Origin of the sequence: Bacillus sp. DX3.1 (genome assembly GCF_030292155.1) — a bacterium.
Lineage (GTDB): Bacteria > Bacillota > Bacilli > Bacillales > Bacillaceae_G > Bacillus_A.
The window spans coordinates 532,257-547,127 of sequence record NZ_CP128153.1; the positions used below are offsets into that span (position 1 = coordinate 532,257).

General features: G+C 35.8%; 14 protein-coding genes. 9 read left to right on the plus strand and 5 right to left on the minus strand.

Going from position 1 to position 14,871, the window contains the following annotated elements; genetic code table 11:
- The first annotated feature begins 137 nt into the window (after window positions 1-137).
- The 3 genes from QRE67_RS02615 to QRE67_RS02625 all read left to right on the plus strand — a co-directional run bounded on the left by QRE67_RS02615 (window position 138) and on the right by QRE67_RS02625 (window position 2,141).
- Window positions 138-602: a low molecular weight protein-tyrosine-phosphatase gene (locus QRE67_RS02615; protein WP_286123414.1), complete on the plus strand. Its 465-nt coding sequence runs from the start codon at window positions 138-140 to the stop codon at window positions 600-602.
- 198 nt (window positions 603-800) lie between these two features.
- Entirely contained in the window at window positions 801-1,265 is a 465-nt protein-coding gene (locus QRE67_RS02620) for a DUF4075 domain-containing protein (RefSeq protein WP_286123415.1), read from the plus strand.
- 6 nt (window positions 1,266-1,271) lie between these two features.
- Window positions 1,272-2,141, plus strand: a complete 870-nt coding sequence (locus tag QRE67_RS02625) for a YihY/virulence factor BrkB family protein (RefSeq protein WP_286123416.1) — start codon at window positions 1,272-1,274, stop codon at window positions 2,139-2,141.
- Between the two features lie 182 nt (window positions 2,142-2,323).
- On the opposite strand, the gene QRE67_RS02630 is transcribed toward QRE67_RS02625, so the two are convergent.
- A complete protein-coding gene (locus tag QRE67_RS02630; protein WP_286123417.1) occupies window positions 2,324-4,249 on the minus strand; it encodes a heavy metal translocating P-type ATPase in 1,926 nt (641 codons plus the stop codon).
- 276 nt (window positions 4,250-4,525) lie between these two features.
- Between QRE67_RS02630 and QRE67_RS02635 the strand changes: the two genes are divergently transcribed.
- The 3 genes from QRE67_RS02635 to lepB all read left to right on the plus strand — a co-directional run bounded on the left by QRE67_RS02635 (window position 4,526) and on the right by lepB (window position 7,026).
- Complete coding sequence (locus tag QRE67_RS02635) at window positions 4,526-5,473, plus strand: DMT family transporter (protein WP_286123418.1); 948 nt, start codon at window positions 4,526-4,528, stop codon at window positions 5,471-5,473.
- Window positions 5,474-5,604: 131 nt separating this feature from the next.
- Window positions 5,605-6,285, plus strand: coding sequence for a lysoplasmalogenase (locus tag QRE67_RS02640; protein WP_286123419.1), 681 nt, complete (start codon window positions 5,605-5,607; stop codon window positions 6,283-6,285).
- Between the two features lie 204 nt (window positions 6,286-6,489).
- Window positions 6,490-7,026, plus strand: a complete 537-nt coding sequence (gene lepB, locus QRE67_RS02645) for a signal peptidase I (protein WP_286123420.1) — start codon at window positions 6,490-6,492, stop codon at window positions 7,024-7,026.
- A 56-nt stretch (window positions 7,027-7,082) separates the two neighbouring features.
- Here lepB and QRE67_RS02650 read toward each other — a convergent pair whose 3' ends face one another.
- Window positions 7,083-9,881 carry a dynamin family protein gene (locus QRE67_RS02650; protein ID WP_286123421.1) on the minus strand — a complete coding sequence of 933 codons (2,799 nt, stop codon included), beginning with the start codon at window positions 9,879-9,881 and terminating at the stop codon, window positions 7,083-7,085.
- A 556-nt stretch (window positions 9,882-10,437) separates the two neighbouring features.
- On the opposite strand from QRE67_RS02650, the gene QRE67_RS02655 reads away from it, so the two are divergent.
- Window positions 10,438-11,037: a DedA family protein gene (locus QRE67_RS02655; protein ID WP_286123422.1), complete on the plus strand. Its 600-nt coding sequence runs from the start codon at window positions 10,438-10,440 to the stop codon at window positions 11,035-11,037.
- A 9-nt stretch (window positions 11,038-11,046) separates the two neighbouring features.
- On the opposite strand, the gene QRE67_RS02660 is transcribed toward QRE67_RS02655, so the two are convergent.
- The 3 genes from QRE67_RS02660 to QRE67_RS02670 form a co-directional block, all read right to left on the minus strand.
- The gene (locus QRE67_RS02660) at window positions 11,047-11,475 is read right to left on the minus strand and encodes an EamA family transporter (RefSeq protein WP_286123423.1); all 429 of its coding nucleotides are present in this window, start codon (window positions 11,473-11,475) and stop codon (window positions 11,047-11,049) included.
- A gap of 241 nt (window positions 11,476-11,716) precedes the next feature.
- Window positions 11,717-11,866: a BH0509 family protein gene (locus tag QRE67_RS02665; protein ID WP_000977681.1), complete on the minus strand. Its 150-nt coding sequence runs from the start codon at window positions 11,864-11,866 to the stop codon at window positions 11,717-11,719.
- 152 nt (window positions 11,867-12,018) lie between these two features.
- The gene (locus QRE67_RS02670; RefSeq protein WP_286123424.1) at window positions 12,019-12,435 is read right to left on the minus strand and encodes a pyridoxamine 5'-phosphate oxidase family protein; all 417 of its coding nucleotides are present in this window, start codon (window positions 12,433-12,435) and stop codon (window positions 12,019-12,021) included.
- A 187-nt stretch (window positions 12,436-12,622) separates the two neighbouring features.
- On the opposite strand from QRE67_RS02670, the gene cax reads away from it, so the two are divergent.
- Both cax and QRE67_RS02680 read left to right on the plus strand, forming a co-directional pair.
- Window positions 12,623-13,678 (plus strand): calcium/proton exchanger, encoded by a 1,056-nt coding sequence (gene cax / locus QRE67_RS02675; RefSeq protein WP_286123425.1) that lies wholly within the window; start codon window positions 12,623-12,625, stop codon window positions 13,676-13,678.
- A gap of 385 nt (window positions 13,679-14,063) precedes the next feature.
- Window positions 14,064-14,861, plus strand: a complete 798-nt coding sequence (locus tag QRE67_RS02680) for a YfkD famly protein (protein ID WP_286123426.1) — start codon at window positions 14,064-14,066, stop codon at window positions 14,859-14,861.
- The last annotated feature ends 10 nt before the right edge of the window (window positions 14,862-14,871 follow it).

Below are 14,871 nucleotides of genomic sequence, written 5' to 3' on the forward strand. Positions count from 1 at the left end.
TCTTAACATTTTTTATCATTTTCGTTAATGAAACTTTTCAATCATATTCAATTAGTAGGGATTTCCTTTATAATTAATATTTGGTTGTTTATACTATATGTATATATAAGAAATGTACACGAAGGGAAGAAACAAATATGGTTCAAGTATTATTTGTTTGTCTTGGAAACATTTGTCGTTCTCCGATGGCAGAAGCAATTTTTCGTGATCTTGTGAAGCGAGAGGGATTAGAAGATAAAATTCATATTGATTCAGCTGGAACAGGAGATTGGCATATCGGTCATCCACCTCATGAGGGAACACAAAAAATTTTAAAAGAAAATGAAGTCTCTTTTGAAGGAATTAAAGCACGTCAAGTAGAAAAAGAAGACTTAACAAAGTTTGATTATGTGATTGCCATGGACAACAAGAATATAGCGGATTTAGAAAGTTTAGGTCAAACAGGAAGCTATATTGGGAGGCTGTCCGATTTCGTTCCAGACGGTGGCTGGACGGATGTTCCTGACCCTTATTTTACAGGGAACTTTCAAGAAGTATATAACCTTGTAACAGAAGGGTGTACAAAGTTGTTAACATTCATTCGTAATGAGCAAGGAATGTGAGTGAGTTTAGAAAGAAATACTTTCTAGTGCTTGTTCAAAAAGGGGGATAAAGAGAGCCGAGTAGTTCGAGGCGCGGAAGCCAGGAAAATACGGAGTGTAGATTGAACTACATGAGTACCGGAGTGGCGACGTAACGAAGAAATGCGAGGACCTTTTGAACATCTTTTTCTAACACAATAGACGAAAGGGTGAAGGAATATGGCAAAGAAGAATAATATAGCGCGAAACATTGCAATCGGTGTGGCAGCAGGTGTGGCTGTTTCTATGTTAAAGAAAGAAAACCGTGAAAAAGTTAAAAATACAGCAGGAAAAGCAAAAACAAAAATGATTGAAATTGGCGAGAATGCAAAGATAAAAGAAAAAGTGCAAACTGTTACAGATAAAGGACGCGAACTTGCAGATTTCAATGTAGTAAAGGCGAAGGTAGCGGAAATTAAGAAATTAACACCGGCTGTTGTTGAAACATTAAAAGAAACGAAAGAAATTTTCAGTAAAAAGAAAGTGGAGCCAGCGGAAAAACCAGAAACAATCGAAATTCAAGCCATTGCTCCAGTAAAAGAAGAGCCTGAAGACGAAACAGAAGTAGCTCTTAGTACAGTGCAAAAAAAAACTGAAGCGTTCATTGAGCTAAAACAAGATAAAGAAGAGAAGAAAAGCGTTTAGAGATATATGAAAAAATTCTTAGAAAAAGCAAGGGGAAATCGTGTGTATTCGTTCGGAAAAGATTTGTATGACCGAACGATGCAAGACGATGTGGCGGGTTTAGCAGCACAGCTCGCTTATTTCTTCTTGCTTGCTATTTTCCCTGGACTTGTCTTTTTAATTACGCTTCTTGGATATATTCCCATCAAAACAGAGGATGTACTAGTGTTGTTAGAAGTTTATATACCTGACGATGCAATGAACTTAATTGAAGTGAACGTAGATAAAGTTGTAAATGAACAAAACGGTGGTTTATTATCCTTTGGTTTATTATCAATGCTATGGTTTGCTTCGAATGGGGTAAATGCAGTTATGAATGCATTTAACCGTGCCTATGATGTGAAAGAAACACGTTCTTTTATTGCGACGAGGGCTTTGTCTATCGTATTTACGTTAGCAATGATTTTTATGATTGTCTTTGCGTTAATTGTTCCTGTGTTTGGCCAAGTAATTGGGGCCGCAGCTTTTAAAGCGCTTGGTTTATCCGAGAGTTTTTCTATTGTGTGGAGTATTACGCGGTTAGTAGCCAGTTTTTTAGTGTTATTTGCCTTATTTAGCTTTCTATATACATTTGCACCCGATCGAAAGCTGAAGAGGAGAGAGGTTGTATCGGGAGCGTTATTTGCAACGGTTGGATGGATTGTGGTATCGTACTCATTTGCATATTACGTAGATAAATTTGCAAATTATGCTAATACATACGGTGGTCTTGGTGGGATTATCATTTTAATGTTATGGTTTTACTTAACAGCTTGGGTCATTTTACTTGGTGGGGAAATTAATGCATTACTGAATTTTTACCGAACGAGTGACAATAATTCCCGTAATGAAAAATAAGATTCTGTTCCATAATAAAAAGGAACAGGAGGGGAATAAAAATGAGCAACAATAAAAAGAATCATAATGATAAAAACCAACGTAAACAAAAAAGTAGCTCACAGCCGAAACATAAAACGAGCAGCAGTGCGAATGGTCATAATAGCTACCATTAAAAAAACGGGTTCCCAATGGGAGCCCGTTTAATTATTCCCTTTTAGTAATCGTAAGCCATTTAAAATAACAAGAATTGTACTTCCTTCATGACCGATAACGCCAAATGGCAGAGCTAAAAATTGTAGGAAGTTTGAGCAAATTAGCATCGCGATTACTGTTAATGAAAAGATAACGTTTTGCTTTACAATACGGTTCATTCGTTTGGATAAACGAATGGCCTGAGCAAGGCGAGAGAGTTCATTTTTCATAAGAACAACATCGGCTGTTTCTAAGGCTACGTCTGTTCCTTCTCCCATGGCAACGCCAATACTTGCTGTAGCGAGGGCAGGAGCATCGTTAATACCGTCACCAACCATTGCTACCGTACCGTATTTCTCTTTTAGTTGTTTAATCGTTTCTACTTTCGTTTCTGGTAAGCATGATGCATAGTATTCTTTTATGTTACTTTCAGTTGCGATTGCTTTAGCTGTTTGTTCATTATCACCGGTAATCATAATTGCTCCTACACCAAGACTTTGTAAATCACGAATTGCGGCAATTGTTTCTTGGCGCAGGGTATCTTTTAAGGCGATAAGACCAAGAATCCCTTCTTCATCGCCAATATATACGACTGTTTTTCCTTCTTGCTCAAGTGTAGTCGCGATACCATTATGAAATATTTTTGCTTCTTCGCCCATAAAATCTGCCTTTCCGATTTTATAAGCTTTATTTTCAAGTACACCTTTTAAGCCAAATCCAGTTACATCCTCTACCTTTTCAGGTTTTGTTACTGTAATGTCATACGCGTGTTTGGCATATTTGACGATGGATTCTGCAAGCGGATGTGTTGAATGACTTTCAATAGAAGCTGTAATATGCAATACTTCTTTCTCGGATATTTCCTCACGTACATATACGTCTGTTACAGCTGGCTTTCCTTGTGTTAATGTGCCTGTTTTATCAAAAGCAATTGCTTTTACAGAGGCAAGTCGCTCAAGGTGAATGCCGCCTTTAAATAAAATACCGCTGCGTGCTCCGTTGGAAATAGCAGATAGTGTTGCTGGTGTAATCGATGCGACGAGCGCACAAGGAGATGCGACAACGAGTAAAATCATAGCGCGGTAAAATGTTTCATTCCAGCTCCAATCTAGTAAAAAATGGGGAACGAACATCATAAGAGCAACGATGATGAGTACAGCTTTTACATACGTACCTTCAAATTTTTCAATAAAAAGCTGCGATGGTGACTTTTCACTTTGAGCATTTTGAACGAGACGAATAATTTTTTGGAACAACGTTTGATCGCTTCGCTTTGTAATTTTAACTTCAATAGCACCGCGTAAATTCACAGTTCCAGCAAATACTTCATCACCAAATTTTTTCTCATTCGGGATTGGTTCCCCTGTAATTGCTGCTTCATCAATATTCGTTTCACCATTGTGAATGATACCATCAGCCGGAACACGTTCACCTGGTTTGATTAAAATGATATCTTCAATTTGTAACTGACTTACTGGAATACGTTCTTCTTTTCCGTGAGAGATACATAAAGCTTCTTCAGGTTGTAAATCAAGCAGTGCAGAAATTTCTTTTTGGCTTTTGTTTAATGTATAAGATTCCATGGCACCGCTTAATGCAAAGATAAATATTAGGATGGCACCTTCTGCCCAGTAGCCAATAATAGCGGCACCAATTGCTGCAAAGAGCATTAACATCTCAACGTTTAGTTCTTTTTCTTCGATTGTATCTTCAATGCCTTCTTTTGCTTTTGCGTAGCCTCCAATTATATATGCAAGGATATATAAAACAATCCCAGCGATTTGCGCCTCGCTTTTTGTTAATAACCAACCAGCTAAAATAAAAATACCTGATGTAATCGCGAAAATAAGTTCATAATGTTTTTGTAATGATTGCATCCAAGAAGAACTAGGCATGTTCTTTTTTGTTGGCAATGTTTTTACTTCTGAATTCATTGTTTCCCGCTCCTTTCACATTCTTATTGAGAAAAAGAATCAAAATCGAAACCCCTATAAAACGACGAAAGCTGCCATCCATATGGATAGCAGCATTTCTGAATAAACACAAAAATTTGTGAAATTATTTACTTTATAATTATTCAATAGTATAACATATGTTCCTACCTCATGATATGTTTTTGCTTATATGAAAAATTGAAAAACTTGTTTTTTTAGTTTTCCTTTGGTATATATGAGTATTGTTCATAAAAAGGTCGGAAAGGAAGACAACAAGTGAAGACAGAAAGATTTTTTACCCATCCGATTGGTGTATTTATTGCTGCATTAGCAGCGACATTTCTCTGGGGCAGTGCATTTCCGTTTATAAAATTAAGTTATACTGAGCTTGGAATTCAGCCTCATGAAGTAGGGGAGCAAATATTATTTGCTGGTTATCGTTTTTTCTTATCAGGTGTGATGCTCTTATTCTTTTTTAAAGCGTTAGGAAAAAATATGTACTTTAAAAAAGAAACAACGAAGCAACTGGTGCAAATCGGTTTATTTCAAACGTTTCTACAATATGTATGTTTTTATATTGGCATGAGTTATAGTTCGGGAATCGAAGGTGCTGTTATTTCAGGCACGTCATCCTTTTTTCAAATCTTAATGGCACATTTTTTGTATAAAGATGACGCGTTAAATATGAGGAAAATTATCGGGGTTTCGATTGGCTTCTGTGGTGTGGTTCTTGTAAATATTCCAAGCGGACATATGGAATTTCATTTTGGAATCGGGGAGTTACTACTTCTTGGTGCAGCGATGATGTATTCATACGGAAATATATTAGCAAAAGAAGGAAGCAAAACGTTAGATGTTGGCTATATGACAGCCTACCAAATGATCTTTGGATCATTTGGGCTATTATGTATTGGTATTTTCCAAGTTGGATTTATGCCATTTGTGTTTAGTACGAAAGCGATACTTATGTTGTTATATTTATCCTTATTATCAGCGGCAGGCTTTTGCATATGGAATACGATTATGAAATATAATAAGGTCGGAAAAGTATCGATGTACATGTTCTTTATTCCGGTATTCGGTGTGTTGTTATCCAGCATGATTTTAGGAGAAGCAATTCACTCATTCGTTTTAGTTGGTTTAGCATGTGTAGCAGCTGGCATTATTGTTGTAAACAGAACCCCTGCGGCGAAGCAAAAAGAGCAGGAGAAACCAGTAGCGTAAAAAGAAGAACGATTGCGTTCTTCTTTTTCTTTTTGAACATCCTCTTTAGAAATTTTATAAGATAAACAGGAAAAGGTGAGCTGTATCACGAAAAAACATAAAAACTATATATTCATTGAGGAGAAATTTGTATGAACGCACTATACATATTATTAATTGGGCAAGCAATCTTATTTGTTTTTGGTGCCATATATGCAATGTGGCAGACAAAACAAACACGGGAAAATGAGCCGTTGCCTTTACCTATTCGGCTAATTCTTAGTTTTTCTTTAACAGGTGGTGCAGTATGGATGTGGCTGCAAGATCCAGCTGTAGAATATCGTCAATGGGTGGCAATCGGTATGACGTTATCCACGCTTGGAGATTTATTTATGGCAGGGCTCATTCCGTTTGGGCATCGGCTAATTGGCGGTATGGTCGCTTTTGCAATTGCACACTGCTTTTATGTGACGGCATTTTTACAAACGGGCATTTCATGGACAGGATTTTGGATTGGGATAGTAGCGTACGGCTTGTTTTTAATCATTGGCTGGTTCTTTTTTATCCGTAATACAAAAAAAGATAAACTGTTTACGATTGGTGCACTTGTTTATGGTTTGTGGGTTGGTGGAATGGCATGTGTGGCATTTGCGTTATTCTACGCAAATAATGGAATGTGGTGGATACCAGCCCTTGGTGGATTTTTATTTGTCATTTCTGATTTTATTATCGGTGTAACGGATATTGGTGAGCGTAAAGTGAAGTATGATCCGCTCTGGATTTGGTTGACATATGTTGGTGCGCAGATGTGTATTATATATGTTGGAATATGAAAAAAGGATAAACTGCCCGTAAAAGCCCGATTGGTGAAGGCTAATAATCAGTGGGGGATGAAGAAAATCCCCCACTGATCAAAGTTTCACTTTATGAGAGTAGGTCTTTTTTTTAGGTAAATTAAGTGAACAATTAACGGATAATATAGAATTTATTTACAGAAAGGCTTTATAATAGAGAAATGAGGGAGAAAGGGGAAATGGATGAAGAAGAAGAAGAGCCGTTTTCGTGAATTCTTTGAAATACTTGCTGTTGCATGTGTGCTCGCCTTTTCAGTGAAGATATTTGTGCTTTTTCCGACAACTGTACAAGGGGCATCTATGGGACCAACATTGCGAGACGGGGATAAAGTAATTATTAATAAGCTAGCAAAACGATTTGAAAGTTATGAGCGTGAAGATATTATTGTTGTGAAGACTGATAATTTTTATGTGAAGAGAGTTATTGGATTGCCAGGAGATGTAATCGAGATGAAAAATGATCAATTATATGTAAATCATCAATTGCAAAATGAACCTTACTTAGACAAAAATAAAAAACATGCAAAACAACTCCTTATTAACTTAACAGAAGATTTTGGACCTATTACAATACCGAAAAATAAAATTTTTGTTATGGGGGATAATCGTTTAGTGAGCAGAGATAGCCGTAACGGTTTAGGTCTTATTCAAAAAAAAGAAGTGCTTGGAACATTAACGGCGATCTATTATCCATTTAATCATATGAAAATTGTAAATTAGAATATAAGAAAAAAACCAAGCAGTTGTTACGAGTTGCTTGGTTTTTTTACTTATATTTAAATGGTTGGTGCCTCATCAATTTCTACTTTTGAAGGGGAAGCCGCACCGTTTCTTTTTGTATTTATATTCAGCATAAATTTATATTGCAGTAGTTGTAATTCAAAAAGTGTTAAAGGGTCATGATAAATTTCTGGGTTTGTTTTTAGTTTCGTTAACGCATTTTCATCCTCGTGTATTTCGAGATGTGTTTCTTCTACTGTCTGTTTTAATATACTAAGAGGATCTTTAAAGAACATCATAATATCACGTTCCAATGCACTCTCAAATAATTCAAATTGTAAGAAGAACTGTTTTGTAATGGTAGTTGTTACATCTGTATAGTCTTCCGTTTCTATATAGTGTTTGTATTTCTTATAGAGCATTGCTTGATTTGTTTGCATATTCCCGAATAACTTTCCAGCACTTTTAAGGAAAAATTGTGTTGGTGTAAATCGAAGTAAAATGTTTACTTCATCAACCTTTATCCGGTTTGTCATTCTAGCAACATCGCGGCGCCAATCATCAAGTAATTGGAAGTCGCATGGTAAACTGATACGCTCTTCTTCGTATAAAGTATTAAATGTTTCGCTCATCTCATCTAAATAAGATTGACTATGAATAAATTCATTATGAGTCGATTCAATCCACTCTTGAATAGAATGAGTAAACTTAGGTAATATCACTTGCTGTAAATGCTTCTGAATTCTTTCATTCATTGCTGTATTTACTTCTTCGTGAATTTTCTTAAAGTCGCTCTCTTCATTAATTAAGTCGGAACAGCTTTGCAATAGCTCAGGAATTTGTTCTGTCAGATCATGTATAATTTCTTCTTTAGTTATACGATAAGATTCTGAGATGACACGAACTTTATCTTTTTCGATAGCAGTAAGATTATTGATAAGACCATTTAGTTTCACTAAAATATGTTTATTCCAACGGATAGATTTTGCTAAGAGATTTTCTAGTTCTACTCGTTTATTTAAAAGATGCTTAACTGTTTTTTGTATAAACCATAATAGTTTTTCCATACGTTCTTTCTTTATATCTCTATAACTGAAATTAGAGGTGATACATTCAGTCAAATCACTTAGTTGTTGACTACTTTCATATAAAGAAGAATAAGGAAATACTCGTGCATTTGGAAAGTGTGTACGGACGGTAGTTTCTGTTTCATTTACTATTCTACTTGCTGCTTCATCGCTAAAAATAGTATCGATCTTATTTAAAATAAAATTAACTTGTAGGTCAGGTACCTGTTCTCGCATGTGTAGTAGCGTATCAAGTTCTTCATCAGTTAAAGGTGAAGAGGCACTTAGTACATATAATAGGTTATCAGCCGCATGTAAATATTCAAATGTTGTATTTTCTTTATCGTTATTGTCAGGAAGGCTTGGCATAACCATGAATGAAAATTTATTTTTACTTAAAAATCTACACGGTAGTTTAAATTCAATGCATCTCTTCTCTAATTCTGCTTTTCGAGGTATAGCCATCATTTCATAGAAATCATTGAAATTTGAAGTCTTTCTTATCTCTGTATCCGTGAATTCAGTAATTTCTGTCTGGGTATTATCTTTAAAAACAATAGTGGTAGAAAGTGAATCGCTTAATATATGTTCTCCTAATATAGAGTTAATAAAGGATGACTTACCATTTCCACATCCCCCAGTTACAATCAGGTGCTGCACTTTTACATCGGAAAGTTCACGAACGAGCCGTGTGAAAGGATTGTCCAATTCAACGTCATTCTTTTCGGCCCAACTTATAATAGATTCAAAAAGTTTTGCAATATTTTCTAAGTCATCTGTGTGATAATTTGAGCTGGAAAGGAGAGTTTCAGCACTTTTTACGATTAATGTATCTATACTGGAAGGTGAAATCTCATTCCAAGCTAATGCTGCTGCAGACACAAATAAAGAATGATCTGACTTCGTTAAGCTAAACCAATTTGTTAACAAGTCTGGAATAAGATCCTGTAAGTCCTTCATCAAGTACTGTTCTGCAATTAATTCACAGTAGGTGTCTTGATAAAGAGCTGAAATTTCATCCCATGTATCATAGGAATCTACTTCGATATGTAAAAATAGATGATTAATTGTTTTGAGCCATACTAAATAGTTTGGTTCTGACTTATAACTATTCCAAAGTGATGAGACGAGTTGTTTAAATTGAATTTGATCAATCGTATATAACACTTTTAGTGCTTCATAAAAGTATTTAGGTTCAATTGTTTTCGTAAATCCTTGATCAACATAGTTTGTTAGAATTTTAAACCACTGTAATGTTTCCGCTCGAATCCCTTCCTGAACAGCGAGCTCAATGGCATTGTTCCAATCCTGTTGTTTTTCATAAAAAGCACGAGCGATTGCTGTAATGTTTGGATAGTCTGGTTGCAGTGAAACGGCTTCTTTAATGATTTGGAAAGCGAGTTCTAAGCGATTTTGTTCAATGTAAAGAGAAAGGAGTTGTAAGAAAACCTCCATCGTAAGAGTTTGATCTTTTCCGTCAATCGATGTATAGATTCCTTCTGCTATTGAAAGCGAGCCAAGTTCAAAATGAGCATCTGCTATATTTTTTTGAGCCCATGGCATTAGGTCGTTACTTACTTTCTCCCATTTGAAAATAGCTGTTTCAAAGTCTTTATGATGATAATAAAATTCCCCTTGTGCGAAGCGAATATTAGATAGGTTAGAAGGCTCATTCATTTCTTCATTTATATAAGCTTCTCCAAGAATTTGAAGAGGTTGATTGGTAGCTTGGTCTATTAAGAAAGTTTCATAATATATCTTTTTTATTAACTGTTTTTCCATTGTCATGTTTTTTCCCCCTGTTTTATTTTGAAAATAATTTTCATGTAAAGGGATAAGAATAGGTTTATGTGTAAAAGTGTGACAGTTACGGTTGCCTATATCAGTTCTCTTGAGAGTTAAACTATTGCTGATAGTAACTTCCCTTTATTGTAACAAAAATTCATGCTAGTAAAATTTCATTTTTCTTACAAAACCAAAATAGATTTACATATATAAATCCATTTTGGTTTTTCGACATATAAGCCGCAGCTATGGATAACAAAAGGTGACCTGCACTCGTTTTCTCTCTTTGTTTTCACTATGTCTGGGCAGGAAAAGGATCTGATCGCTTCTATGCATGGCCGGATGCTCTCTCTCGCCTAAAAAGAAGGGTTTTATGTCGGTTTTTTAATTTGTATTTATATAAAAGAATAAACGGAATATAGTCTAATATAAAGCAAAAAAGATTAAAAGTAGAGTTCAGTATAAAAACGATGTATAGTGAATACGTATACCATGTTTGCTTCACAGGGGGAGAGGGCACAATATGGAATAACGATCGTGCATAGGATGTGTCATCCGAATGGAACAACATATTGGTGAATTAATTGCACACTATGGATATTTCGGAATTATTATAGCTCTTGCTGGTGGTATCGTTGGTCTTCCGATACCGGACGAGTTCTTACTTACATTTGTTGGTTATAATATTTCGAGAGGGAATATGTCAGGTTCAGCTGCCTTTCTAAGCGGAATGGCTGGTGCGCTACTTGGGATTACATTAAGTTACCTACTTGGCTTGAAACTTGGATTGCCTGTGTTGAAAAAGTATGGTCCAAAGGTGCGAATTACAGAACAACAAATTGAAAAAACACATGTTTTATTTGAAAAATATGGTCCTTTTTTATTAATGATTGGATACTTTATACCAGGAGTTCGTCATTTGACAGCGTACTTTGCTGGCATGTCAAATTTAACATTTTGGAGATTTTGTCTATATGCATACATTGGTGCTTTCATTTGGATTAGTATTTTTATTGGGCTTGGTTGGAAGCTTGGAGCGAAATGGCGCTTTGTTGAACATAGTTTGCATCATTATGGGATATGGATATTCATTATTTCGGCAGTGGTCGTGTTAATTATATGGCTGTACATAAGAAGACAAAAAAAACCGCTAATATAAGCGGTTTTTTTAGCTGAAAGCAATAAATAGAACGCCAGCTGTAATACATACAACACCCATTCCAGTCATGAAGTTTAATTTTTCTCCTAATATAATCATCGCAAGAATAATGGAGAGTACGACACTTGACTTATCTACAGGAGCTACTTGTGAAACCTTTCCTGTTTTTAAGGCAAGAAAATAAAATAACCAAGATGAAGCACCAGCTACACCACTTAAAGTAATAAATAGCAGTGCTTTTTTATTCATTAGGACGTCACCAATATTTTGAAACTTCCCTTGTATCATAATAACCCCGATCATGAATAGTGCCATGATGATGGAACGGACAGTTGTTGCAACATTGGCATCAATTCCGTCTAAACCGATTTTTCCAAAAATAGATACAAGTGCTGCAGCAATTGCTGATAATAATGCGAATAATAGCCATGAACTCATAGTAAAATTCCTCCAGTCTCGTATCATTATACATGAAAACCATTCTCATGCCCGCGAATAGCGGGATAGAGGACCTTTATCCCGCTATTCGCGGGCAGTAATACCCCTATCTCACAGTTCGGTGGGGGATGAAGAAAACCCCACTGATCAAAGTTTCACTTTATAATATACCAATCTGGAGTTTCTCTATGAAAATAGCAAAAGCCCCTTTGTATAAACATACAAGGGGGCTTTCTATATACTATTCTGCAATTTCTTCGTATAGAAAGTACGTTACATTATAAATATGCTCCACTTCATCATCTGTCATGAATAATAGTTCGTCGCGCTCAATTCCTTTTTTCTTTTCGATAAACTCAATCATATTCTTCCGTTCTTCTCTTTTCATCATTTTTATTTCTCCTCCCAATCTGTTTTAATACAGTTTATTTAAGTTAATGCTATTATATAACAGAATCTTTAGAAAGTTCCAGCTTTTTTATGTTTTTTTGAAAAAGAACTTTTCGACAAAACAAGCCCCTTTTGAAGGGGCTTGTTTTAAGATTATAGTCGCAAAAACTCCGGTTCCGTCGCACCAGCACTATCGATGTAGTAAATTGTATTTGGATTAATTTTTATAAGTACATAGTTTGGATCTTCAGCACCAAGTAGCCAGCGTTTTAAGCTGTTAGTCCAAAATTTACTTTTTAATGTTGGATCTTCTTCAATAGAAGCGGTGCCTTCCACTTCAATATAATCTTCATCCCATTTTTTTCCTTCATTTCCAAGTAACACATGTACATTTGGGTTTTGCTCAATATCCGATAGTTTTTTGGATTTACGATCTGTTGCTACGTATAATACAAAATCTTCATGAAAAAACATCATAAAAGAGCTGTGGGGTTTATTCTCACGAACGGTAGCTAGTACGCCTGTTCTTTGTCCCTCAATGATGACCGCAATTTTTTCTTTTAAATGCATTTTTTTACCCCTTTCTATAATCCGCAATTTTTTTTGCGAAACTTTCATTGCTTAGAATTGCTTGTGATCCTCTATACTTTTTTCTACAATTCCATTTTTTAAACGTAATTGTGATGAAATGGGACAAGTTAGGAGAAGAATAATGATATTAATAGGGAGAAATACATGCGATGAAAGGATGGAAAACATGTTCAATAAAATTTTTTTAATACTTGTACTTATTGGAGTCCCGCTTTCTGTACTTGGAAAAACGTTACATTGGCCGCAGACGCTTATGTTCGCCGTATATTGCATTACAATTATTGCTCTTGCTGGATTTATGGGGCGAGCAACAGAAAGTTTAGCAATCGTGTCTGGACCACGAATTGGTGGGTTATTAAATGCGACGTTTGGGAACGCGGTTGAACTTATTATTTCAATTTTTGCATTGCAAGCAGGATTAACAGAGGTGGTACTTGCCTCATTAACTGGTTCTGTACTTGGAAACTTATTGCTAGTTGGGGGTCTTTCCTTTTTTGTAGGAGGGCTTAAGTATAAACGACAAAGTTTCAATGTTTATGATGCAAGGCATAATTCCGCATTATTGATATTTGCAGTTGTGGTAGCGTTTGTTATTCCAGAAGTCTTTTCGATGAAAATGAATATAGAGAAAACATACCAATTAAGTATTGGCATTTCGATTATCATGATTATCATGTATTTAGCAGCACTGCTTTTTAAACTCGTCACGCATCGCGGCGTATATCAGCATAAAAGTGATGAGGTAGAGCATGAGGAAGAGCCGGAATGGTCAAAAGGAAAAGCATTGCTTATTTTAGCAATTGCAACGCTGGCAGTTGCCTATGTATCAGAGGCACTTGTTCATACATTTGAAATAGTTGCGAAATCATTTGGATGGTCGGAATTATTCATTGGGGTAATCATTGTTGCCATTGTCGGCAATGCAGCTGAGCATGCATCCGCAATTATTATGGCATATAAGAATAAGGTGAATATTGCAGTTGAAATTGCGGTTGGCTCTACATTACAGATAGCTATGTTTGTTGCTCCTGTACTCGTATTACTTTCGATGTTTTTCACAGTAAAAATGCCGCTTGTATTTACAATGCCAGAACTCGTGGCGATGGTCACAGCTGTTTTTTTAACAATTGCGATTTCAAACGATGGGGATACGAACTGGTTTGAAGGAGGAACATTATTGGCTGCTTATTTTATTATGGGGATTGGCTTCTATTTGTTATAAAAAATTTGGATAACAATATCAAGCAGAGAAAACAATAGAGATAGTACAACAGCTGTTTAAATGTTTTCTTTGGTCAGCGAATTGTATCCATTTTTATCCCGCTATTCGCGGGCAGTAAGACTCCCACCTCAAGATTCAGAAAAACCAAAGAAGATAGGTATGGAATAACTGCCCGTAAAAGCCCGAGTGGTGAGGGCTAATTATCAATGGGGATGAAGAAAACCCCCACTGATAAAAGTTTCACTTTATCTCACTCTAACGGACAGTAAAACCACTAGTATAGAAAGAAGACAGCAGTCCAGTTGGAGAGAGCTAACTATGAGCGAGAGAGGAAGAAAGCTCCCGCTCATAGAAGTTTCATTTTATCTAGAAAGGAGTCAGGCAGGTGAAACGAGTATACAGCATATGTCTTTCAACTATGGCCTCGTTGATCTTATTATTTCCTTGCAGCAGTTTTGCAAAGACAACGGTAAATGTAAAAATGCCTTCATCTGTTTTAAATATTTCAAAGGATAATACGTATCCAAATGTGGAGCAGGATTTGCCGCGTTTACAGCCAAGTAAGCTCGCGAAAGAATTACTTAAAACATCATCAATCCGCATTGAAAATCCAGATTTAATTCGGATGTTCAATGAAACGTCGATTTCAAATGCACCGCTTGCAGTGGGGTATAGGGCAAAAATTTATTTAGGACAGTGGCCTTTAAACTATGAATCAATAGAGACAACAATGAATTGGGAGTATAAACAGGTAAGCCGTAATGTTTATGACAACCGAGGAATAGAACGATATTATCCGCTTCGTTACAAACAGGAATCACAGAAAATAGTCGAAGGTGGTTTAACTGCCTATATTAAAGATGCAGAAGATGTGAAAAAAATGATGTTGTTACAGGCAATGGAGAAAGTACAGTTGCCGCTTTCTTTTAAAACAATTATCGGTTACGGTACTGGGAATGCACGTGTATACAATATTAGTCCAAAACAACTTGGATATTTATATGCGTATACACCAGCGGTAAATGAAAAAGGAAAAGTTACATTTGGAGAAGTATATCTTGTTTTAAAAGGGAATCAAAAGAGGCTTCTCATTAAAAATATTACTTCACAAGGAATTGGGGCCTCTATTCCAATTCAGGATCATTTGTCCTTTAAATTTATATCTTCATCTCAGCCACAATAAAGTAAATGAA

What these genes read in the sequence shown, in the direction of transcription:
- QRE67_RS02615 (WP_286123414.1), top strand. Translation starts at nt 138, where the DNA reads ATGGTTCAAGTATTATTTGTTTGTCTTGGAAACATTTGTCGTTCTCCG.
- QRE67_RS02620 (WP_286123415.1), top strand. Translation starts at nt 801, where the DNA reads ATGGCAAAGAAGAATAATATAGCGCGAAACATTGCAATCGGTGTGGCA.
- QRE67_RS02625 (WP_286123416.1), top strand. Translation starts at nt 1,272, where the DNA reads ATGAAAAAATTCTTAGAAAAAGCAAGGGGAAATCGTGTGTATTCGTTC.
- QRE67_RS02630 (WP_286123417.1), bottom strand. Translation starts at nt 4,249, where the DNA reads ATGAATTCAGAAGTAAAAACATTGCCAACAAAAAAGAACATGCCTAGT.
- QRE67_RS02640 (WP_286123419.1), top strand. Translation starts at nt 5,605, where the DNA reads ATGAACGCACTATACATATTATTAATTGGGCAAGCAATCTTATTTGTT.
- lepB (WP_286123420.1), top strand. Translation starts at nt 6,490, where the DNA reads ATGAAGAAGAAGAAGAGCCGTTTTCGTGAATTCTTTGAAATACTTGCT.
- QRE67_RS02650 (WP_286123421.1), bottom strand. Translation starts at nt 9,881, where the DNA reads ATGACAATGGAAAAACAGTTAATAAAAAAGATATATTATGAAACTTTC.
- QRE67_RS02655 (WP_286123422.1), top strand. Translation starts at nt 10,438, where the DNA reads ATGGAACAACATATTGGTGAATTAATTGCACACTATGGATATTTCGGA.
- QRE67_RS02660 (WP_286123423.1), bottom strand. Translation starts at nt 11,475, where the DNA reads ATGAGTTCATGGCTATTATTCGCATTATTATCAGCAATTGCTGCAGCA.
- QRE67_RS02665 (WP_000977681.1), bottom strand. Translation starts at nt 11,866, where the DNA reads ATGATGAAAAGAGAAGAACGGAAGAATATGATTGAGTTTATCGAAAAG.
- QRE67_RS02670 (WP_286123424.1), bottom strand. Translation starts at nt 12,435, where the DNA reads ATGCATTTAAAAGAAAAAATTGCGGTCATCATTGAGGGACAAAGAACA.
- cax (WP_286123425.1), top strand. Translation starts at nt 12,623, where the DNA reads ATGTTCAATAAAATTTTTTTAATACTTGTACTTATTGGAGTCCCGCTT.